Source organism: Brevundimonas sp. (assembly GCF_036659295.1).
In the GTDB taxonomy this organism is placed as follows: Bacteria; Pseudomonadota; Alphaproteobacteria; order Caulobacterales; family Caulobacteraceae; genus Brevundimonas.
Genome location: NZ_JAVXCU010000044.1, coordinates 1 through 19,754 on the forward strand (window position 1 = coordinate 1; position 19,754 = coordinate 19,754).

Annotated in this window: 17 protein-coding genes; 6 read left to right on the forward strand and 11 right to left on the reverse strand. The window is 60.5% G+C overall.

Going from position 1 to position 19,754, the window contains the following annotated elements; genetic code table 11:
- The 4 genes from RSB01_RS09240 to petA form a co-directional block, all read right to left on the reverse strand.
- The coding region (locus tag RSB01_RS09240) for a PA domain-containing protein (protein ID WP_332625353.1) at positions 1 to 860 on the reverse strand (860 nt) is incomplete at its 3' end.
- Positions 861 to 1,003: 143 nt separating this feature from the next.
- Positions 1,004 to 1,873: a cytochrome c1 gene (locus RSB01_RS09245; RefSeq protein ID WP_332590465.1), complete on the reverse strand. Its 870-nt coding sequence runs from the start codon at positions 1,871 to 1,873 to the stop codon at positions 1,004 to 1,006.
- Positions 1,874 to 1,878: 5 nt separating this feature from the next.
- Positions 1,879 to 3,177, reverse strand: coding sequence for a cytochrome b/b6 (locus RSB01_RS09250; RefSeq protein WP_332590464.1), 1,299 nt, complete (start codon positions 3,175 to 3,177; stop codon positions 1,879 to 1,881).
- A gap of 17 nt (positions 3,178 to 3,194) precedes the next feature.
- Entirely contained in the window at positions 3,195 to 3,716 is a 522-nt protein-coding gene (gene petA / locus RSB01_RS09255) for a ubiquinol-cytochrome c reductase iron-sulfur subunit (protein WP_332590473.1), read from the reverse strand.
- Between the two features lie 237 nt (positions 3,717 to 3,953).
- On the opposite strand from petA, the gene RSB01_RS09260 reads away from it, so the two are divergent.
- On the forward strand, positions 3,954 to 4,409 hold the full coding sequence (locus tag RSB01_RS09260) for a tRNA (cytidine(34)-2'-O)-methyltransferase (RefSeq protein ID WP_332590463.1): 456 nt from the start codon (positions 3,954 to 3,956) through the stop codon (positions 4,407 to 4,409).
- A gap of 75 nt (positions 4,410 to 4,484) precedes the next feature.
- On the opposite strand, the gene RSB01_RS09265 is transcribed toward RSB01_RS09260, so the two are convergent.
- On the reverse strand, positions 4,485 to 5,759 hold the full coding sequence (locus RSB01_RS09265; RefSeq protein ID WP_332619986.1) for a dipeptidase: 1,275 nt from the start codon (positions 5,757 to 5,759) through the stop codon (positions 4,485 to 4,487).
- A 156-nt stretch (positions 5,760 to 5,915) separates the two neighbouring features.
- On the opposite strand from RSB01_RS09265, the gene hemF reads away from it, so the two are divergent.
- Complete coding sequence (gene hemF, locus RSB01_RS09270; protein WP_332619987.1) at positions 5,916 to 6,794, forward strand: oxygen-dependent coproporphyrinogen oxidase; 879 nt, start codon at positions 5,916 to 5,918, stop codon at positions 6,792 to 6,794.
- A gap of 64 nt (positions 6,795 to 6,858) precedes the next feature.
- Here the strand turns inward: hemF and RSB01_RS09275 are convergent, their stop codons facing one another.
- From RSB01_RS09275 to rlmJ, 3 genes are all read right to left on the reverse strand, one after another.
- The gene (locus tag RSB01_RS09275; RefSeq protein WP_332590988.1) at positions 6,859 to 9,297 is read right to left on the reverse strand and encodes an ATP-binding protein; all 2,439 of its coding nucleotides are present in this window, start codon (positions 9,295 to 9,297) and stop codon (positions 6,859 to 6,861) included.
- Between the two features lie 204 nt (positions 9,298 to 9,501).
- The gene (locus RSB01_RS09280) at positions 9,502 to 10,233 is read right to left on the reverse strand and encodes a type 1 glutamine amidotransferase (protein WP_332590989.1); all 732 of its coding nucleotides are present in this window, start codon (positions 10,231 to 10,233) and stop codon (positions 9,502 to 9,504) included.
- A gap of 105 nt (positions 10,234 to 10,338) precedes the next feature.
- Positions 10,339 to 11,160, reverse strand: a complete 822-nt coding sequence (rlmJ, locus tag RSB01_RS09285) for a 23S rRNA (adenine(2030)-N(6))-methyltransferase RlmJ (protein WP_332590990.1) — start codon at positions 11,158 to 11,160, stop codon at positions 10,339 to 10,341.
- Positions 11,161 to 11,219: 59 nt separating this feature from the next.
- Between rlmJ and RSB01_RS09290 the strand changes: the two genes are divergently transcribed.
- The gene (locus tag RSB01_RS09290; RefSeq protein ID WP_332590991.1) at positions 11,220 to 11,567 is read left to right on the forward strand and encodes a hypothetical protein; all 348 of its coding nucleotides are present in this window, start codon (positions 11,220 to 11,222) and stop codon (positions 11,565 to 11,567) included.
- 27 nt (positions 11,568 to 11,594) lie between these two features.
- Positions 11,595 to 11,900: a hypothetical protein gene (locus tag RSB01_RS09295; protein ID WP_332625354.1), complete on the forward strand. Its 306-nt coding sequence runs from the start codon at positions 11,595 to 11,597 to the stop codon at positions 11,898 to 11,900.
- Between the two features lie 32 nt (positions 11,901 to 11,932).
- Here RSB01_RS09295 and tdh read toward each other — a convergent pair whose 3' ends face one another.
- The 3 genes from tdh to RSB01_RS09310 form a co-directional block, all read right to left on the reverse strand.
- Positions 11,933 to 12,988 (reverse strand): L-threonine 3-dehydrogenase, encoded by a 1,056-nt coding sequence (gene tdh, locus RSB01_RS09300; protein WP_332590992.1) that lies wholly within the window; start codon positions 12,986 to 12,988, stop codon positions 11,933 to 11,935.
- Positions 12,985 to 14,100: a glycine C-acetyltransferase gene (locus tag RSB01_RS09305; protein ID WP_332625356.1), complete on the reverse strand. Its 1,116-nt coding sequence runs from the start codon at positions 14,098 to 14,100 to the stop codon at positions 12,985 to 12,987. Before RSB01_RS09305 ends, tdh begins: the two co-directional genes overlap by 4 nt.
- Positions 14,101 to 14,243: 143 nt before the next feature.
- Entirely contained in the window at positions 14,244 to 15,053 is an 810-nt protein-coding gene (locus RSB01_RS09310; RefSeq protein ID WP_332590994.1) for a DUF4232 domain-containing protein, read from the reverse strand.
- Between the two features lie 164 nt (positions 15,054 to 15,217).
- On the opposite strand from RSB01_RS09310, the gene RSB01_RS09315 reads away from it, so the two are divergent.
- Together RSB01_RS09315 and RSB01_RS09320 are read left to right on the forward strand one after the other, a co-directional pair.
- Positions 15,218 to 17,290, forward strand: coding sequence for a TonB-dependent receptor (locus RSB01_RS09315; protein WP_332619710.1), 2,073 nt, complete (start codon positions 15,218 to 15,220; stop codon positions 17,288 to 17,290).
- A 221-nt stretch (positions 17,291 to 17,511) separates the two neighbouring features.
- Positions 17,512 to 19,754, forward strand: a 2,243-nt coding sequence (locus RSB01_RS09320; RefSeq protein WP_332625358.1) for a TonB-dependent receptor, incomplete at its 3' end; no start/stop codon positions are given.

A 19,754-nucleotide genomic window follows, 5' to 3' on the forward strand; every position in this document is an offset into this window, starting at 1 on the left:
GAAGCGACGTCAAAGCTGACATCCATCGTGGCCTTCAGGTCCACAGGCTGGAAGTCGGCGCTGCGGGCCAGACGCTTTTGTTCTTCGAAATCGACACCGGCAGCGGCGAACAGCTTCTCGGCCACATCGCGCTGGATCCAGGCCTCGACCGGCACGCGCTCGGCGGCAGCATTCTCGCGCAGGATGTCAAACTGCGGCACGCTCCACGAGTTCTGAACCGTCGTCCAGCCATAGGCCGCCGGTGCTGTTTCGTGAACGATCAGCACACCCGCCGCGCCCTGACGGGCCGCTTCTTCGTACTTGTAGGTCCAGCGACCATAATAGGTCATGGCCTTGCCGCCGAAGGTGTTCAGTTCCGGCTGCTCAAAGTCGGGGTCGTTGACCAGAACCACGACAATCTTGCCGCGCACATCGGTCTTGAAGTCGTTCCAGTTACGCTCGGGTGCGTTCACGCCATAACCGACGAAGACCAGCGGCACGTCTTTCAGATCAACCTTGCTGCCCGGCAGACGCGAGCTGATCGTGACTTCCTGACCCTGCGTCAGTGGCGTGGTGGCACCACCCTGCGTCAGAGAAGCGGTGATGTTGGACGAGGCGATGCGGTTCAGCGTGACCGCCTGCGTCCAGCCGCCATTTTCGCCACCCGGTGCAAAACCGGCCTCGGCAAAGCGCTGGCTGACAAAGTCGATAACCTTCTGCTCGGCCGGCGTGGCAATGCCGCGACCTTCGAAACTGTCATCGGACAGCAGACGGATTTCCTCGGAAACGCGGGCCGCATCAAACCCGTCCTGCGCATTAGCCGCGCCCGTCATCAGGGCAGAAGTCAGGGCCAGAGCCGCAACGGTCGTAAACAGGCGCATATGGCCATCCCTCCATACAATAGTGGCCAGACCGTAGAGTCCGCTTTCCCCCCTGTCGAGTTTCACGCCGCACACAGATCAAAGAAAAACCCCGCCGACCAAAAGGCCGACGGGGTTTGATCCTTTGATCCCGAAAGGGTGGCCTAGTGGGCCACACCCTTCCAGATCTTGCGGTACGAGGCATAGGTGATGCCTGCGAACAGCAGAAGGAAGATCAGCACGCCGAAACCGGCCTGCTTGCGCTCCACCATCTTGGGCTCGGAAGTCCACATGATGAAGGCCGCAACGTCCTTGGCCATCTGGTCGACAGTGGCTTCGGTGCCATCGTCATAGGTGACCTGACCATTGGTCAGCTGCGGCGGCATAGCGATGAAGCCACCCTTGGGTGCAGGACCCTGACCTTCCCAGAAGGGGGTCAGATCGCCGGACATGTACGGGTTGTAGTTCTGACCCGGAGCGATTTTCAGCCCCTTGGGTGCAGGCACATAACCCGACAGCAGCGAGTAGATATAGTTGGCACCGTCGTGACGGGCCTTAGCCATGACCGACAGGTCGGGCGGAGCCGCGCCACCGTTACCGGCAGCCGCCGCCGTAGCGTTCGGATACGGGTTCGGGAACTTGTCGGCTGTGGTGGCATCGCGACGGACCGGCTCACCGGTTTCCGAGTCGATATCACCAACCTGGATTTCCTTGGCCAGAGCCTTCACGACAGGGTTGTCGTTCGGGTTGGGATAGGCCGGATTCCAGAACGGGCCGTGCTTGTCGCCGAGGTTGCGGAAGTGGACATGGTCCATGCCGTGGCAGGACGAGCAAACTTCGCGATAGACCTTGTAGCCGCGTTGCAGCTGGCCCTGATCAAAGGTGCCGAACGGACCGTTGAAGCTGAAGCCACCATCGCGCGGGTGCTTTGCACCACCGGCCGCGAGGGCCGGCGATGCAACTGCCACGATACCGGCCGCAGCAACGGCACAGGCGACGATCTTGCGGAAGGACATCTTGTTCTCGTTTTTCATCGCGATCAGACCTTCTCGGCTTCGGTCGTCGGGAGCACAGGCTCCGAAATCGTTGCCGGGATCGGCAGCGGCTTCTCCTTGAGGCCGACCAGCGGCATCAGGACGATGAAGAATACGAAGTAGTAGATCGTCAGGAAACGGGTCAGCCACAGGTAGGAGTTCAGCTGACCGTCGATCAGGTTGAAGCTCGGCATACCCGGAACAACCGGAGCGTCCGGAAGCTGTGCACCGCACCAGCCGAGGCCGAAGCACACGACCAGGAAGATGATGAAGAAGGTCTTCATCGTCGGGCGGTAGCGCATCGAGCGCACCTTGGACGTATCCAGCCACGGCAGGACGAACAGCACGCCGATGGCGGCGAACATCGCAACCACGCCGCCGAACTTGTCCGGAACAGCACGCAGGATGGCGTAGAACGGCAGCATGTACCACTCGGGCACGATGTGCGCCGGTGTCACCAGCGGGTTAGCCGGAATGTAGTTATCGGCGTGGCCCAGAGCGTTCGGGTTGTAGAACACGAACACGGCAAACATGATGAAGAACAGGATGATCGCAAAACCGTCCTTGACCGTGAAGTACGGGTGGAACGGCAGCATGTCTTTCTTTTCGCGGTCCTTCGGGATCAGGATACCGACCGGGTTGTTCTGACCGGCAGCATGCAGAGCCCACAGGTGCAGTACCACGCAGCCAGCGATGACGAACGGCAGCAGGTAGTGCAGCGAGAAGAAGCGGTTCAGGGTCGCGTTGTCGATGGCAGGGCCACCGCGCAGCCACACCAGAATCGGCTCGCCCACAACAGGGATCGCACCGATCAGGTTGGTGATGACTTCAGCACCCCAGAACGACATTTGGCCCCACGGCAAAACATAGCCGAGGAAGGCGGTGGCGATCATCAGGAAGAAGATCACGCAGCCGATGATCCAGATCATCTCGCGCGGCGCTTTATACGAGCCGTAATACAGGCCGCGCAGCATGTGCAGATAGACGGCGATGAAGAACATCGACGCGCCGTTGGCGTGCACATAGCGGATCAGCCAGCCGCCCGGTACGTCGCGCATGATGCGCTCGACCGAGGCGAAAGCCATATCGATATGCGGCGTATAGTGCATCGCCAGCACGATGCCGGTGATGATCTGCGTCATCAGGCAGATCGCCAGAATGCCGCCGAAGGTCCACCAGTAGTTCAGGTTACGGGGGGTCGGCAGATTGGCGTAGTCCATACCGAAACGCACGATCGGCAGGCGGGTGTCCAGCCACCGCTCAACAGCGGTTTTAGGGACGTAGGTGGATTCGTGATTGCTCATGGGTCCTCGTTACGTCCTCAGCCGATCTTGACGCGAGTGTCGGACAGATATTCGTAGTCCGGCACGATGAGGTTCAGGGGAGCCGGACCCTTACGGATACGTCCCGATGCATCATAGTGCGAACCGTGGCACGGGCAGAACCAGCCGCCGTACTCGCCGGCGTTGAAGGTCGGCACGCAACCCAGATGGGTGCACGAGCCGATGACAACGAGATATTTCTCGTGGCCTGCCTTGGTACGCTCGGCGTCGGTCTGCGCCGGAGAACCGACGGCACCTTCTGCCTCAACCTTTTGCAGTTCAGCGGGCGTACGATAACGCACGAAGACCGGCTTGCCCTGCCATTTAATGACGACCTGCTGGCCTTCCTGAACCTTCGATACGTCGAATTCGATCGAAGCCAGTGCCAGAGTGTCCGCCGCAGGGTTCATCTGGTTGATGAGCGGCCAAGCCACCATCACGCCAGCGCCAACGGCCGCAGCCCCTGCAGCAATATGTATGAAATCACGACGGGTAGCGTCGCTACCCTCGTTTTGGCCCATAGGCCCATCAGGATTCACGACCGGTTCGGCCACGCGTATCACCTCTGTAATCCGATCGGCCCCCTCCGCAGCAAGCTGGGATGTCCCGTCGGCATGAACCTAAACTAGCGGAAGCAAAACCATTGCCATCCTGCCTTCATTAAGACCACCCCATGACAAGCTGCAGACACAACTTGAGAAGCAATCGCAACAAAAGACACGACAAGGCCCCATCCCGCGCGTAGAGTGGGCCTTAGAATGCGTCTCGCCCTTTTTCAACCTGATATCCCGCAGAATGTCGGGGCTTGTATCCGTCTCAGCGCCTGTTTCGGCGTCGAATTGCACGTGATCGAGCCGACCGGCTTCAATTTCGACGACCGCGCCATGAAGCGCGCAGCCCTCGATTATGGCCCGCTTTCCCACATGACACGTCATGCCAGCTGGGACGATTTCCAGCGCGACCGACCGCCTGGAAGGCTGGTCCTGATGACCACAAAAGGGGCCACTTCCTTGAGCGATTTTTCGTTCAAGGATGACGATATCCTATTGTTTGGTAAGGAAAGTTCCGGTGCGCCAGATTATGTACATGCCGCTGTAGACGCGCGTGTCATCATCCCGCTACAGGCCGATGCCCGTTCGCTGAACCTGTCGGTTACAGCCGGTATTACCCTATGGGAAGGCCTGCGCCAGACAGGCGCTATCGGCACCCTTTAGGCCCCTGTAAAAACACCGGAGGCCGGTTGGATTTTCCAACCGGCCTCCAAAATCATCGATCAACAAAAATTTCGATCAGCGATCGTTCAGGCGGCTCAGATTAGGCCGCAGTGCGGTTTGAGATTCGCTGACGGCTTCGACACCGCGCATCACCCGCAGCATGTTTTCGCCCGCCAATTTGCGAATATCGGCATCGCTCCAGCCGTTCTGGATCAGACGGCCCAGAATGCGCGGATAGGCGTCCACAGCCTCGACATCGACCGGCAGGGCATCGACACCATCAAAATCGCCCCCCAGACCGATATGGTCGATACCGGCCACATCGCGCACATGCTGGATATGGGCCACCACATCGTCCAGCGTCGCACGCGGGATCGGATGGGCGGTGGTCCACTCAGCCAGTTCGCGACGCGCACGTTCCGGATCACCCGGATGCAGGCTGTTCAAACGGGCCTGCTCGGCTGAGCGATTGGCACTCCACGAGCGGACCTGCTCGTTGATAAAGCCCGGTACGAAGGTGACCATGACGATGCCGCCATTGTCCTTCATCATCGCCAGCACATCATCGGGCACGTTGCGCGGGTGGCCCGTCACACCCAGAGCCGACGAGTGCGAGAAGATGACAGGCGCCGAGGATACACGGATGGCGTCCTTCATGGTTTCGGCCGAGACGTGGCTGAGGTCCACCATCATGCCGATGCGGTTCATCTCCTTGACCACTTCCTCGCCGAACGGATTCAAGCCCCCCCATTTCGGTGCATCCGTTCCGCTGTCGGCCCAGTTGGTCGATTTGGAGTGGGTCAGCGTCATATAGAGCGCGCCCGCACGGCGGAACTCGCGCAGCAGGCCCAGACTGTCGTCAATCGAATAACCGCCTTCCATACCGATCAGGCTGGCAATCTTGCCCTGACGGTGGATGCGCACGATGTCGTCGGCTGTAGTCGCCAGCTCGAAGGTTTGCGGATAACCACCGATGATGCGCTTGACTGTATCGATCTGTTCGAAGGTCGCCTTGGCCGCTTCCAGCTGGGTCATGCTGGCAGGCACATAGACCGACCAGAACTGCGCCCCTACCCCGCCCTCGCGCAGACGCGGGATATCGGTGTGCAGGCGCGTGGCCATAGACAGGTCGCTGGTCAGGTCCACGCCATGCACGTCATTTTCGAAACCCTGACGGATGGCCCATGGCAGATCGTTGTGACCGTCGATCAAAGGCGTGCGGCGCAAAATCTGGCGTGCGCGCGCTTCTGCTGCGGCAGCATCGGTGCCACCCGCCGTCTGAGCCAGCGACGGTGCTGCGGCCATCAGGGTGGTTACCGCTACGGCGGTCATCAAAACTTTGCGGATCATTGCGTCCCCCAGCAAAAATACAGGCGCGCACGCTGGCACAGCCAACGGCCTGTGAAAACAGGGTCTGATCCAGATCAAGGTCGAAACTTCCACAAAGCTTCACATAGCGACCATACTCGGACTGTTCACCGAGCCTGCATCGTGGTTGAAGCCCTCATGACCGATAAGAATCCCGACCTGATGACCGAGCAGCGCGAACGCGCCCGCATCTGGTTTGAAACCCTGCGCGACCAGATCCACGCCGGTTTTGAGGCGCTGGAAGATGCCGCATCTCCGGAACTGTATGAGGGCGAAGCCGGCCGCTTTGTGCGCACACCGTGGGACCGCGCCGCCGGTGGGGGCGGTGTCATGGGTATGATGACGGGCCGCCTGTTCGAAAAGGTCGGTGTCCACTGCTCGACCGTATTCGGCGAGTTTCCGGCCGACTATGCCAAGACAGTTCCGGGCGCATCCGAAGACCCGCGCTTCTTTGCCACCGGCATCAGCCTGATCTGCCATCCGGTGAACCCGAATGTGCCAGCGGTTCATATGAATACGCGCCTGATCTCCACGACCCAGACATGGTTTGGCGGGGGCGGTGACCTGACGCCGGTTCTGGATGCAGACCGCCGCGACGACCATCCCGACACGATCAAGTTCCATGAGGCCATGAAAGGCGCATGCGACGCCTATGACGCCGACTGGTATCCGAAATACAAGGCGTGGTGCGACGAGTATTTCTACCTGCCCCACCGCAAGGAGCCACGCGGGACCGGCGGCATCTTCTATGACCACCACAATACCGGTGACTTCGAGAAGGACTTTTCCTTCACGCAGGATGTCGGCAAGGCCTTCCTCAAGGTCTATTCCGACATCGTCGCCGGTCGCATGCATGAACCGTGGACCCAAGAGCAACGCGAGGAACAACTGATCCGCCGTGGCCGCTATGTGGAGTTCAACCTGCTCTATGACCGCGGCACGATGTTCGGCCTCAAAACCGGTGGCAATGTCGACTCAATCCTGTCGTCCATGCCACCTGTAGTGAAGTGGCCCTAAGCCCTTCCTGAAAATGCAAAAAGCCCGCCACCTTATCGGTAGCGGGCTTTTTTATTGCGTCGGGTCAGGCCGCATCTTCCAGAGTCGAAGCGATGCACTCGATCAGTGATTGCGCGGTCAGGGGCTTGGTCAGGTGCCGGTCCGCGCCGGCCGCCATACTGGCCTCGACATGTTCACGCATGGCATTGGCGGTCAGCATAATGACGGGTGTATGCACCCGTCCGTCACGCCGCTCGATCTGGCGCAGACGCTGCGTGGCTGTCAGTCCGTCCATGACCGGCATCTGCATATCCATCAGAACCAGATCAAAATAGCCGTTCTCGAAAGCATTGACCGCCTGCTGGCCATCCACCACCGCCGTCAGTTCGACATCCAGTGGTTCCAGCAAGACCTCGACCACCTTGCGGTTGGGCGCATGGTCGTCAGCCAGCAGCACCCTGAGCCCCAGACCACTGGAGGCCGCGACGGCTTGATCCAGCAAGATTTCCTTACGTCCGGCATTCTCGTCGGCAGCCTGCGTCGCAACAGCGGGCAGTTGGACATCGAACCAGAAACGCGACCCCTTGCCGAGCTGGCTTTCACAATTCATATCGCCCCCCATCAGGGCAATCAGGTTTTGCGAGATGCTCAACCCCAGACCCGACCCGCCATAGCGGCGCGTGATGGACTCATCAGCCTGCTGGAAACGGGCAAACAGGCGCTGGCGGACAGCCTCATCAAAGCCCACCCCCGTATCGGTCACGCTAAAGCGGATATGGTCGCCCTCCAGCGGTTCCGCGCGGATGGTCACTGTACCGGTGTCGGTGAATTTCAAAGCATTGGAGACAAGGTTGTTCAGCACCTGCCGCAAGCGCGCCACATCGCCCGTCACGACACGATCCAGTTCCGGACAACCGAGCAGGTCCAGCTGCACCCCTTTGTCTCGGGCCCGCACATTCCACAACTGCTGCACGCCTTCCAGCATGGCGCAGATATTGAACGCGGCCGCTTCCAGACGCAGTTCGCCCGATTCAATCCGCGCACTGTCTAGAATATCGTTCAAAAGACCTTCCAGTGTCCCCGCAGAGCTGCGGATCACATCGACCAGATCGCGATCCTTGTCCTTCAGGTCGCTGCGGTGAAGTACGTCGGCCATAGCCACCACCCCGTTCAGCGGGGTGCGGATTTCGTGGCTCATATTGGCCAGAAACTGGGTCTTGGCCGTATTGGCCCGTTCGGCATGACGACGCGCGCGGCGTAGTTCGCGCGACTGCATCCACAGCCACACGGCCGTTGCGATACCGCAGATCAGGAAGAACAGGCTGATGCCGACAACCCATGCCTGACCGCGGATCATTGCCGCCTGCAAACGCACATTGGCCTGTTCGACTTCAAGCTGGCGGCGGCGTTGCGACAGCTGTTCCTGCATGTCCTGAGTGATCTGGTGGATGCCCTCGCTATAGGAGCGTGCCTGACGCAAAGTCAGCTGCTGGTTATAGAGGCGCATCAACTCCATCGCTTCGTCATGCCGCCCTTTGGCGAACAGAAGCTCGGCATTGGCCCGCAAGCCAAGGTCACTCTGCATTGAACCGTTCGGCTTGCCACTGGCCGTATTCCACTGCGCCATAATGGCTTCGGCTTCGCCAACACGTCCGGCTCTGGTCAGGGCAATGACCTGAAGGGGCCACATCCAGACCTGCATCGAGGTGTCGCTGGACAGGTGTGGCTCACCGGCCTCCAGACAGGCCAGAATGCGTGGCATGTCATCGCGCAATGTCGCCAGACGCGCACACATCATAGCATTGAAACCGATCAACCCCGGAAGATTAGCCTTTTGTGTCAACCGGTTATGTGCGGCATAAAAGAGTTCGGCCGTTTCCACATCGCCCACCTGGATCGCCATGGTCCCCAGATTATAGATGCTGTCGAAAACCGGCCGCGGCCAATCATTATTGGCATAGTCCAGTTCATAGCGGGTGAAGGCATCGGTTGCGCCCTGAACATCGTTCAGCAACATCAGACCTACCCCGATGATCTCCCATACGCCGCTCTGGGCCACATCGGAGTCAGGGTCTTTTTCGGGAATTTGGGCCTGCACAGTGGCCAGCAGACGCAAGGACTCTCCCAACTGCTGCTCATCCAAGCGACTGGCCGCATAATATCGTGTGGCAATCGTACGTACGAACCAGTCCGATGTGCCGTCCATAGTCTCGCGGATTTTTTCAACCGCCGTATCATCTCCCGATTGGTAAGCCAGCATATGATCATTCAAGCGGGCAATCGTGCGATATCGCTCGCTATCCAGCGCCGTCGCCCGCGCCATCAGGCGCTGGTTCCACGCCCTGGCCTTGTCGTAATCGCTTTGACCGAGATACAGGCTGACAACGTGCTGTAGCCTGCGCAGGCCTTCATGAGTCCGTAGTTTCTCGGCTTGATCTCCAAAGCGTTCGAGATCGGCAAAAGTCGTGTGCGAGGCCCTCGCCTCGACCTCGGCCAAAAGAAGGGCTGGCCTTTCGCCACTCACACCTGAAGCCATAGCCGCACTTGCAGACATGCAAAGGACGCACACCAGCGCGAGCTTTGTAGCTTCCGTCTTGAGACGAAGGATTATTCGACTGATTACAACCACGAAACTCAAGACGACTAAGCGCGGACGCTCCCCCACGACCTCGTAAAGAAGCCCCGGCGGGTGATTTAACCTATCGAGGTTTCCTAACCCTTAGCGGCGTCAGATACCCGAGCCATCCCCTTCGACAGGCGGCGGGGTCAGCAGCAGAAACGCCCGCACCCATGCCGTCAGTACTGCCCTATCATTGGGGCGCTTCAGGCTCTCGACCGCCTCGTCCACCAGTTCATCGGCAATACGGCTGCCACGGCGTAGTTCGGTCAGGGCCGCCGCATAGGCAGGCTGGAACTCGGGATGGCACTGGAAGGTCATGGCATCATCGCCATAGGCAATGCCGGCATAAGGCGTGAAATCGCACTGTGCGATCACGCGGGCATCGTCGGGAACAGCAACCACTTGATCCTGATGCGATACAGCAATAGCGATACTGTCGGCACGCGGGTGCATCCAGCTTTCGCGGGTCATCACCTGATAGCTGTGCAGGCCGACGCCCCAGCCTTTGTGCGACTTTTCCACCCGCCCGCCAAAGGCATGGGCCATGATCTGGTGACCAAAGCAGATACCCAACAGGCGCGTCTTGCCGCGCGCCGCTCGCAACCATTCCGTCAGCAACGGTATCCAGTGGTGGTCCTCATAGACCCCTGCCGACGATCCGGTCACGATGCAGCCCGCATAGTGCGAAGGGTCATCCGGCAGATGGCCGTTCTGGACATCAAAACGCACCGTCTTGGCCCCCTCGCCCAGCAGGGCGCGAAAACGGGCCGGATAGTCGTCAAAACTGTCACGCAGGGCTTCGGGCGGATACCCTGTCTCTAGGATGGCAATCGGCTTCATGGGTCCGCTTCAATCGATACTCGGCACCCTACACTGGAGCGCCCGAGCCATTGAGGCAATGGCAGCAGCCCTTAGCTTCTTTGACGCAACCGCCAGAAAAACTAATCAGCTCGCCCGCCAGATTTCGGCTCTCGCCTTATCATCCCCCAGGGTCTGCGCCACCCAGCCACAGATTTCGGCCGCTGCCGCATCGGTGCCGGAGGGGGCATTGACCACGGTCATGGTGCAGCCGTTCATCTTCATCGGATTGTTCAGAGGACGAAGACGGGCCTCGGCCACCAGCACGCGCGGGGCCTTGGCTTCCTCGAGGCGGCGGATAAAGCCGTCAAAGGTTTCCATGTCCTTCAGCGGTGTCCAGATGGCCACCACAGCCTTGGGATCACGCTTGACGATACGCGCGGCCGTTTCAGCAGAGCGGATATAGTCGTCTCCGCGCTCGAAAGGCGGGTCGATCAGCACCAGCGGGCCTTGCGCCTTGAGCGCCGCCGCTGTGGCCAGATCATAGCCGTCGCCCTCGAAGCCCGAGGCATTTGTGTAGTCTTTCAGCACCTCGTCCAGCAGAGCCTTGACCGGCGGGTTCAGCTCGAAACCTTTATAGGTGCCACCTTTACCCAAAGCCCGTGCGATCAGCACTGGCGAGCCGGGATAGAAACGCACCCCGCCCTGCGGATTGAACGACGCGACCTCCTTGGCCAGCGCCTCGATCAGCGGCGGACGGTTATCGGCATCCATCAGACGGGCCACACCGGCCTCGGCCTCTTTGGAGCGAACGCCATCGCCCGACAGGTCATACAGCCCTGCCCCCGCATGGGTATCCAGCACCGTCAGCGGGCCCTGACCGGCCATCTGGCGGATCAGCCACAGCACAAGCGCATGTTTGACAAGGTCGGCGAAATTTCCGGCGTGGAAGCTGTGACGGTAGTTCATGCGCCTCCGTCCCGCGACACGGGCCTTGCGTCAAGAGGCAAGCCCCCTACAACCGGCTTATGTTTCTGGATCATTCCGCCATTTCCGACGATGAACGCACCCCTTCCGATGCTGTGATCGAGGCCGCCAGCTATGGCCTGTCATTACGCCAGCAATACGGGCGCGGCGGCACCGAGGTCGGCCTTGAACGTGCGCAGCGTCTCAGCAGCGGTGAAAAGGTCAGTGACCGCGACATTAAGGTGATGAATGCGTGGTTCGCCCGCCACGCTGTCGACAAACGCGGCAAGTTCTGGGGCCATCCGACCAAGCCCTCGGCGGGCTATATCGCGTGGCACCTGTGGGGTGGCGATGCGGGGCAGAACTGGATTGCGTCGTTGCGCGAACGGCTGAAAACTGTTGGTATCTAGTCACTAAGACTTACCGATGGATGCCTGATGGGACCACGTTGCCCCCACTGCCGCGAGCGAATTCTGTTCCTGAAAACACAATGGGGCCTCGGCTCGACCTTCGCCTGTAAGGCCTGTGACACGCGATTAATCGTGCCTCGTAGCCAAAGCGCTGGCATCACCTTGTCAATGTTCACAGCGTTCTGGATTTTCAGAAACCACTTCCCTGTCGAATGGGGCGGCCAGTTAGGCCTGTTTCTGGTGTTCTGCATTATTGGCCTACCCACAGTCTGGGCTCTCACCTCGGCCAAGCTTGCTCCCGAGACCACCAAAGAAAAACCGCCGGAGATTTAATCTCCGGCGGCTTTGTTTTCTAGGCGTAAGCCTTAGTCCCAGCTGAGGATGACCTTGCCGGACTGGCCGGACTTCATCGCCTCGAAGCCTTCGCGGTACTGCGAGTAATGCAGTTGGTGCGTGATCAGCGGTTGCAGGTCCAGACCGGCTTTCAGCAGGCCCAGCATCTTGCGCCATGTGGTGAACATCTCGCGGCCATAGACGCCCTTGATGTTGATGGCTTTCAGGATGATCTGGCCCCAGTCGGTCTCGGTCGGCTTGGACGGAATACCCAGCAGTGCCAGACCGCCACCCATGATCAGGGTGTCCACGCATTGCTTGAATGCGATGGGCGAGCCGGACATTTCCAGCGCCACGTCGAAACCGACCTTGAGGCCCAGTTCCTTCATCACGTCATGCAGGTCTTCGCGGGTGGTGTTCACGGTGCGAACGCCCGGCACGACCTTTTGCGCCAGTTCCAGACGGAAGTCGTTGATGTCGGTCAGCACCACGGTGCGCGCACCGGCGTGACGGGCCACAGCCGCAGCCATGACACCGATAGGGCCTGCGCCCGTAACCAGAACGTCTTCGCCCAGCAGGTCGAACTGCTGTGCGGTGTGAACGGCATTGCCGAACGGGTCGAGGATGGCACCGATTTCATACGGCACGTCATCGGGCAGTTCGATCACGTTAAAGGCCGGAGCCACAACGTATTCGGCAAAGCAGCCCTGACGGTTCACGCCAATACCGCGCGTGTGCGGGTCGAGGTGGAAGTGACCGGCGCGGGCGGCTTCGGAGTTCAGGTCGATGACGTGACCTTCGGCCGAGACGCGCTGCCCCACCTTCAGTGGGCGATCCACTTCGGCACCGATGGCAATGATGTCGCCCGCGAACTCGTGGCCGGTAATCATCGGCACCGGTACGTTCTTTTGCGACCACTCGTCCCAGTTCCAGATATGGATGTCGGTGCCGCAAACGGCGGTGCGACGCACACGGATCAGCACGTCTTCGGGTCCCATTTGCGGGATCGGCGCGGTGATCTGTTCCAGACCTTCGGCAGGCTGGGTCTTGGCCAGCGCCTGCATGTCACCCGTGGGATAGCTGGTCATTTAAGTACTCCGAGTTCCTTGCCCGCCTGCGTAAAGGCGGCGACCGCTTGGTCGATCTGTTCAAAAGTATGGGCTGCCGACATCTGCGTGCGGATGCGGGCGGCACCACGCGGCACAACGGGGAAGCTAAAGCCGATTACATAGACGCCCAGTTCCAGCAGACGCGCCGCCATGTCCTGCGCCAGCTTGGCATCGCCCAGCATGACCGGAATGATTGGGTGCTGGCCCGGCAGCAGGTCAAAACCGGCTGCGGCCATGGCATTGCGGAAACGCTCGGCATTGGCAAACAACTGCTTGCGCAGGGCATCGCCCTCGTCGCCTGCCGCGATACGGATGGCTTCGATCGAAGAGCCGCAAATCGACGGGGCCAGTGCGTTCGAGAACAGGTACGGACGGGCGCGCTGCTTCAGCAGGGCCACGACATTCGAGGACGCGCAGATGAAGCCGCCCATCGCTCCGCCCAGCGCCTTGCCGAACGTGCCGGTGACGAAATCGACTTTCACGCCGCAATGGGCGAACGAGCCACGGCCCTTGTCACCCAGGAAGCCGGTGGCATGGCAGTCATCGACCATGATCAGGGCGTTGTACTGGTCGGCCAGTTTACGGATCTCGTCGATCTTGCCGATATAGCCGTCCATCGAGAAGGCACCATCGGTGGCGATGATGATATCGCGAGCACCGTCAGCGCGGGCCTGCTTCAGTTGAGCTTCCAGATCGGCCATGTCGGAGTTGGCAAAGCGGTAACGCTTGGCCTTGGACAGGCGCACACCGTCGATGATCGAGGCGTGGTTCAGGCTGTCGGAAACAATCGCATCGTCCGCCCCGAACAGAGGCTCGAAAATACCGCCATTGGCGTCGAACGCGGCGGCGAACAGGATGGTGTCCTCAAAGCCGAGATAGTCGGCAATGGCGCGTTCCAGCTCTTTGTGGATTTCCAGCGTGCCGCAGATGAAGCGCACGGAGGCGGTACCCGCACCCCATTTTTCCTGCGCCTTAATACCGGCTTGGGAGACGCGATCGTCACCGGCAAGGCCCAGATAGTTGTTGGCACAGAAGTTCAGCACATCGCGGCCATTGACCGAGATGACCGGACCTTGGCGCGAGGCAATCACACGCTAGGGCTTGGTCAGGCCCTGAGCATCAATGTCCGCCAGTTCGGCAGAGACACGTTCGTAGAAGGCAGGATTAGCTGATTGGGTCATGTTTGCTCCGCTACGCTGAATTTCGGCAGTATTAAACCCCTTTTATTACAGCGTTAGGGCGCACCATCCCGAGCGTCTGCATCTGTGACAAATGCCGATACCGTGACCTTGCCGCCGCAGGCGGTCATACTGGCCGGAACACTAGCCGGAACACTGGCCAATTGCCCGCCACCGGGGGCCTTCAAGGACCAGCCTGTGATCTCGGGACATTTCTTCTCGCCGGCATATTCATGCGGGATAACACCCCAGCCCAGATAGAAGCGAACCGTCTGGTCCGGCTTCATCTCGATGCGGTCCTGTCCTTGCGGCGCGCCAAAATAGCCATCCGTAGTCCGCTCGACCGTCACGCCCTTTGAGGGCTCCAGCGCCAGTTCCGGCCACTGGGGCAAAATACAGCCCGTTGCCCCCTTCAGCGACACCCGCATTTCCTGCTGGCGATGGCCCATGGCCGCATCGGCCTCGCCGGCTTCCATCTGCAACTGGTCGGCGCGGCAAGCGGTCAGGCTGGGCGCAGGGGCGGCTGTAGGCGAAGGCCTCACACATCTGCGCACCGTGCCGTCTGCCAGTGTCAGGCTGGCAATCTCTTGGCCGGCCTCGTTGACGATCTCCCAGCGCAAATGCCCGTCGCTATAGGCACTGCCACGCGGACTGCTTGTCGTCATCAGGTCCATGGTCTGGCCATCCAGCGTCAGATGCGCCACCCCGCCCTCGTCATAGGCCACCACAACATCCCCGCCCGCACCGCATGTATAGCGAACAGGGGCGCTGGCCGTGGCCTGCGGCATCTTCAACTGTCCGCTCTTATCCTCGGGCGCAGGCTGCTGACAGGCCGCCAATACCGGCAAAAGCAGCAGTAATTTCATGGCTCGCATCGTGTTCCCTCCACCCGTGGCTCTGCCTGCATGCAGATCATTGTGCGCTTAACGCAACAGCTCGCAGCAAAGCTCCCGCCATATCGAAATACGCCGCTTGCGTGGTGATACAATATAACATAGCAATAACACCTCAGTTCTAGTCGGTGGTGCCCATGACGTCCAAAACCCTTCTGTTTTCCGTGTCCCTGCTGGCCCTTGGCGCAGGGGCGGCCTCGGCTCAGACAGCCGATCCGCACGATCATGTCACCGAGGTCGAAGAGGTCGTCGTACGCGCCCTGCCACTGGGCCGCGCAGGCAATGACGTTGCCAGCCATGTGGCCCTGCTAAGCGGCGAAGATCTGGTCCACCGTCGCAGCTCCACCCTTGGTGACACCTTGACCAGCCTGCCCGGTGTCAATTCCGACGCCTTTGGTGGCGGGGCCAGCCGTCCGGTCATCCGTGGTCAGGCCAGCCCGCGAGTGAAGGTACTCAGCGAAGGGGCCGCCCTGATCGATGCTTCGGAGGTCTCGCCCGACCACGCCGTTTCGGGCGAACCGATGCTGCTGGAAGGTGTTGAAATCCTGCGTGGCCCGTCTGCACTTCTGTTTGGCGGCGGTGCTATCGGCGGCGCGGTCAACCTGCTGGACAAGAAGATCCCCACCCGCATTCCGGTAAACGGCGGCGAAGGTGTGCTGGAATACCGCTATGGCAGCGTCGATGACGAGAATACCGGTGTGGCCGGTGTCACCGTCGGTGCAGGCCAGTTCGCCCTGCGCCTTGAGGCCGTGGGCCGTCGTAGCGACGATTACCGCATCCCCGATGACGAGCATGACCGTCTGGAAGGCTCCTATAACAACACCTTCACCGGCACGATTGGTGCGTCGTGGATCGGTGAAAAGGGCTATCTGGGTGCCGCCTATACCCAGCAAAAAAGCACCTACGGCCTGGCGGGCCACAGCCACGAGTTCGCGTCCTGCCACCCGCACGGCACCCACCTGCACTGTGATGGCGACGATCATGGACACGGCCACGATGATGACCACGGCCATAATGACGGTCACGACCATGACCACGAAGGCGAGCACAATCACGCCGCCCCCGAGGTCCGCCTGAAGAGCCAGCGTGTCGATATTCGCGGCGAACTGAAAGACGTGATGCCGGGCATCGAGCGCATCCGCCTGCGTGCCGGTCACACCGATTATCGCCACGACGAGGTCGAGGAAGGCGAGATCCTGACCACCTTCACCAATAAAGGCTATGACGCGCGTCTCGAAGTCCAGCACACCGAATGGAACGGCCTGCGCGGTGTCGTGGGCCTACAGGTCAGTGAAAACGAGTTCGGCGCTGTCGGTCTGGAATCCTATCTGCGCCCGACTGAAACCAAGTCCACCGGCCTGTTCCTGATGGAAGAATACGAGATCGGCCTGTGGCACCTCGAAGGGGCGATCCGCAAGGATTGGACCGAAACCGCCATCAAAGGTGCAGACAGCGTCGATAATGATCCCCTGTCCGTTTCGGCGGCGGCCGTCTGGCACTTTGTGCCCGAATGGACCATCGGCCTGTCGCTGGCCCGCTCGCAGCGCGCCCCCTCGGCGCAGGAACTTTTTGCCGACGGCGTTCACCTCGCGACCAACACATACGAAATCGGCACCGAAACGCTGGATCTGGAAACGGTTCACTCGGCGGAACTGACGCTTCGCAAACGCGAGGGCCGTATCACCGGCACGCTCAGCGCCTACCACTATGACTATTCGGACTATATCTTCGCCAATACGCTGGACCAGCATGAAGACTTCCGCCTGATCCGCTACGAACAGGCCGATGCCCGCTTTACCGGTCTGGAAGGCGAAGTGACGGCAACCCTGACCCCGTGGCTGAGCGGTACTGTCTATGGCGACTATGTCCGCGCCAAGCTGGACAATGGCGGCAACCTGCCGCGTATTCCGGCCGGTCGTCTCGGAGGCCGCCTGTCGGCCTTTAACGGCCCGTGGTCCGGCGAGGTGGACTATACGCGTGTGTTCGAACAGTCCGACATTGCCGAGTATGAAACCAAGACTGCGGGCTACAACCTGCTGAGCGCCAGCGTCGCCTATGGTTTCAATATCGGCGCTACAGCCGATGCGGAAATCTTTGTTCGCGGCACCAATCTGCTGGACGAAAGAGCATGGAGCCACGCCTCCTTCCTTGGCGAGCGCGCGCCCATGCGCGGTCGTGGCATCAGCACCGGCGTGCGGGTGCGCTTCTAAAGACACAGGCTGTGTCTTAAAAAATAAGACGGGGGCGCAATCGACGGATTGCGCCCCCGTTTGCGTTTAGAGCCACTGTAGGTTCCGCCATCGAACACGAAACGTGGAACAAAGTTTTATATTTCGATCACGGTTCAGGCGCGGTTCACCCCCACCGCCCTAGTCCTTGGTCAAACCTCCCCGAGCGGTCTTGCCGCCCAAACGATTATAGATGAACCGATATGTCGCCTGTCACACTCATGCTCGCCCTGGCATCGATCGCATCCGACGCTCCGGCTAATGCTCCCGTCCAACAGCAGCAGCCAGAACAAGCCCATGCGCCTGTCCAGACACCCGAGCAGTCCGAAGACGATGCCTATGATCTGGGAACGCTCAATGCCGTCACCACGTCACGCCGTGGCGCAGCACTGGGCGGGTATGAGCCAGAGGCCGTGCTGGATGCCGAGCAACTCAAGGCCTATGGCGCAGGCACGATCGAAGAACTGATGACGCTACTGGAGCCTCTGACGCGCTCGGCGCGTGGTGGCTCTCCGGTGTTTCTGGTCAATGGTCGCCGCATTTCCGGTTTTCAGGAAATCCGCGGCATTCCGCCCGAAGCCATCGAGCGCACCGAGATTCTGCCCGAGGAAACCGCCCTCTCCTACGGCTATACGGCCGACCAGCGCGTGGTGAACTTTGTCCTCAAACAGGACTTCCGCTCGGTCGCCGTTCAAGGACAGGTCAAGCGCCCCGATCTGGGTGGGCGCACCCAGTCCGAACTGGAAACCAACATCGTCCGCATCGGTGGCACCCAGCGCTGGACCTTCGACATTGAATACGAGGCCGACAGCCCGCTGTATGAAAGCGAGCGTGACATCAACCGCGTGCTGGAAGCCCCTGCGGGAACGCTTCGCGGCGATGATACCCCGCTCACTGCCTACCAGACCCTGAACCCGCGCCGTCGCGGCTATGAAGTCACCGGCTCGTACAAGCGTGACCTCGAAAGCGGTATCGGCCTGACCGTCAGCGGCAATATCGAGCAGACCAACCGCATGACCTATCTGGGTCTGCCCGGTGTGGTGATGGACCTGCCGTCCTCCAGCCCGTTTTCGGACTTTGGCACCGATGTTCAGGTTCACCGCTTCTTTGATACGCCTTCGGCCCTGTCGCGCGAAAGCGATGCGTTGAGCGCCAATATCAACGCCCTTGCCGATGGCTATATGGGAGAATGGCGCTGGACCGTCAGTGGCGGTGTCAAACGTAACGAAACCGAAACCACAACCGGTCGCGGCCTGAACACCGATGCCCTCAAGGCGGGCGTTATTGCCGGCACGATCAACCCGTTCGGCGATCTGGGCAGTGCCCTGTTCAATCCGAATGACGAGGCCAAGTCGATCAATACCTCGGCCAATGTCGAGGGCGTGCTGAACGGCACCTTGTGGGAAGCCCCGACGGGCGCTCTGCAAGCCACCTTCAAGGCCGGTTTCGACACCCAGAAGCAGGAAGCCGAAAACCTGCGCTTCTCGGTGGATGACAATACCAGCACCTATTCCGAACGCAGCCTGTCGCGTGACCGCTTCAGCGGCTCGGGCAATTTCAACCTGCCACTCGCCGCACGCGATATCGGCACCCTTGGCAAGCTGGGCGACATGTCGGCCAACCTGAACGTCCAGCTTCAAGACCTGTCCGATTTTGGCGGCCTGAACAGCATGACACTGGGCTTCAACTGGTCGCCGTGGACGCCGCTGAACCTGACCGCCAGCTATGCGCAGGAACAGTCTGCACCGTCGATGGCGCAACTGAATGACCCGACCCTGACGACGCCGAATGTGCCGGTCTATGATTTTGCAACCGGCCAGAGCGTCATCATCAACCGTATCGAAGGCGGAAATAGCAGCCTGTCGGCCGAAGACAAAAATGTCCTGCGTCTGGGCGTGAACTTCACCCCGTTCGAGAGCAAGGACCTGCGCTTTACGGCCAACTATACGCGCACCGATACCGATGGCGTGATTTCGGGCTTCCCGACGATTACGCCTGCGCTGGAGGCCGCCCTGCCGGAGCGTTTCGAGCGCGATCTTGCGGGCAATCTTCTGTCTATCGATGCCCGTCCCCTGAACTACGAGAACAGCCTCAAGGAAGAAATCCGCTGGGGCCTGAACTTCTCGACCGCCTTTGGCAAACCTGATCCGGCGGCGATGCAACGTGCGCGTGGTCAAGGTGGCCCCGCAGGTGGTCCGCCTTCGGGTGGTGGCCCGCGTGCAGGCGGTGGCGGCGGTGGTCCGCGCATGGCCATGCACGGTGGCGGCGGCGGTCGTGGTCGCGGTGGCCAGATGCAACCGGGGCAAGGCCGCTTCAATGTCAGCCTGTACCATACCTATCGCATGACCGACGAAATCACGATCCGTCAGGGTCTGCCGGTGATCGACCTGCTGGATGGTGGCGCAACCGGTTCGCGCGGTGGCCAGTCACAAAACGAACTGCAACT

Bases quoted from the DNA above. Each gene is read 5' to 3' on its own strand.
- RSB01_RS09245 (WP_332590465.1), bottom strand. From the start codon at position 1,873: ATGAAAAACGAGAACAAGATGTCCTTCCGCAAGATCGTCGCCTGTGCC.
- RSB01_RS09250 (WP_332590464.1), bottom strand. From the start codon at position 3,177: ATGAGCAATCACGAATCCACCTACGTCCCTAAAACCGCTGTTGAGCGG.
- petA (WP_332590473.1), bottom strand. From the start codon at position 3,716: ATGGGCCAAAACGAGGGTAGCGACGCTACCCGTCGTGATTTCATACAT.
- RSB01_RS09260 (WP_332590463.1), top strand. From the start codon at position 3,954: ATGCGTCTCGCCCTTTTTCAACCTGATATCCCGCAGAATGTCGGGGCT.
- RSB01_RS09265 (WP_332619986.1), bottom strand. From the start codon at position 5,759: ATGATCCGCAAAGTTTTGATGACCGCCGTAGCGGTAACCACCCTGATG.
- hemF (WP_332619987.1), top strand. From the start codon at position 5,916: ATGACCGATAAGAATCCCGACCTGATGACCGAGCAGCGCGAACGCGCC.
- RSB01_RS09280 (WP_332590989.1), bottom strand. From the start codon at position 10,233: ATGAAGCCGATTGCCATCCTAGAGACAGGGTATCCGCCCGAAGCCCTG.
- rlmJ (WP_332590990.1), bottom strand. From the start codon at position 11,160: ATGAACTACCGTCACAGCTTCCACGCCGGAAATTTCGCCGACCTTGTC.
- RSB01_RS09290 (WP_332590991.1), top strand. From the start codon at position 11,220: ATGTTTCTGGATCATTCCGCCATTTCCGACGATGAACGCACCCCTTCC.
- RSB01_RS09295 (WP_332625354.1), top strand. From the start codon at position 11,595: ATGGGACCACGTTGCCCCCACTGCCGCGAGCGAATTCTGTTCCTGAAA.
- tdh (WP_332590992.1), bottom strand. From the start codon at position 12,988: ATGACCAGCTATCCCACGGGTGACATGCAGGCGCTGGCCAAGACCCAG.
- RSB01_RS09310 (WP_332590994.1), bottom strand. From the start codon at position 15,053: ATGAAATTACTGCTGCTTTTGCCGGTATTGGCGGCCTGTCAGCAGCCT.
- RSB01_RS09315 (WP_332619710.1), top strand. From the start codon at position 15,218: ATGACGTCCAAAACCCTTCTGTTTTCCGTGTCCCTGCTGGCCCTTGGC.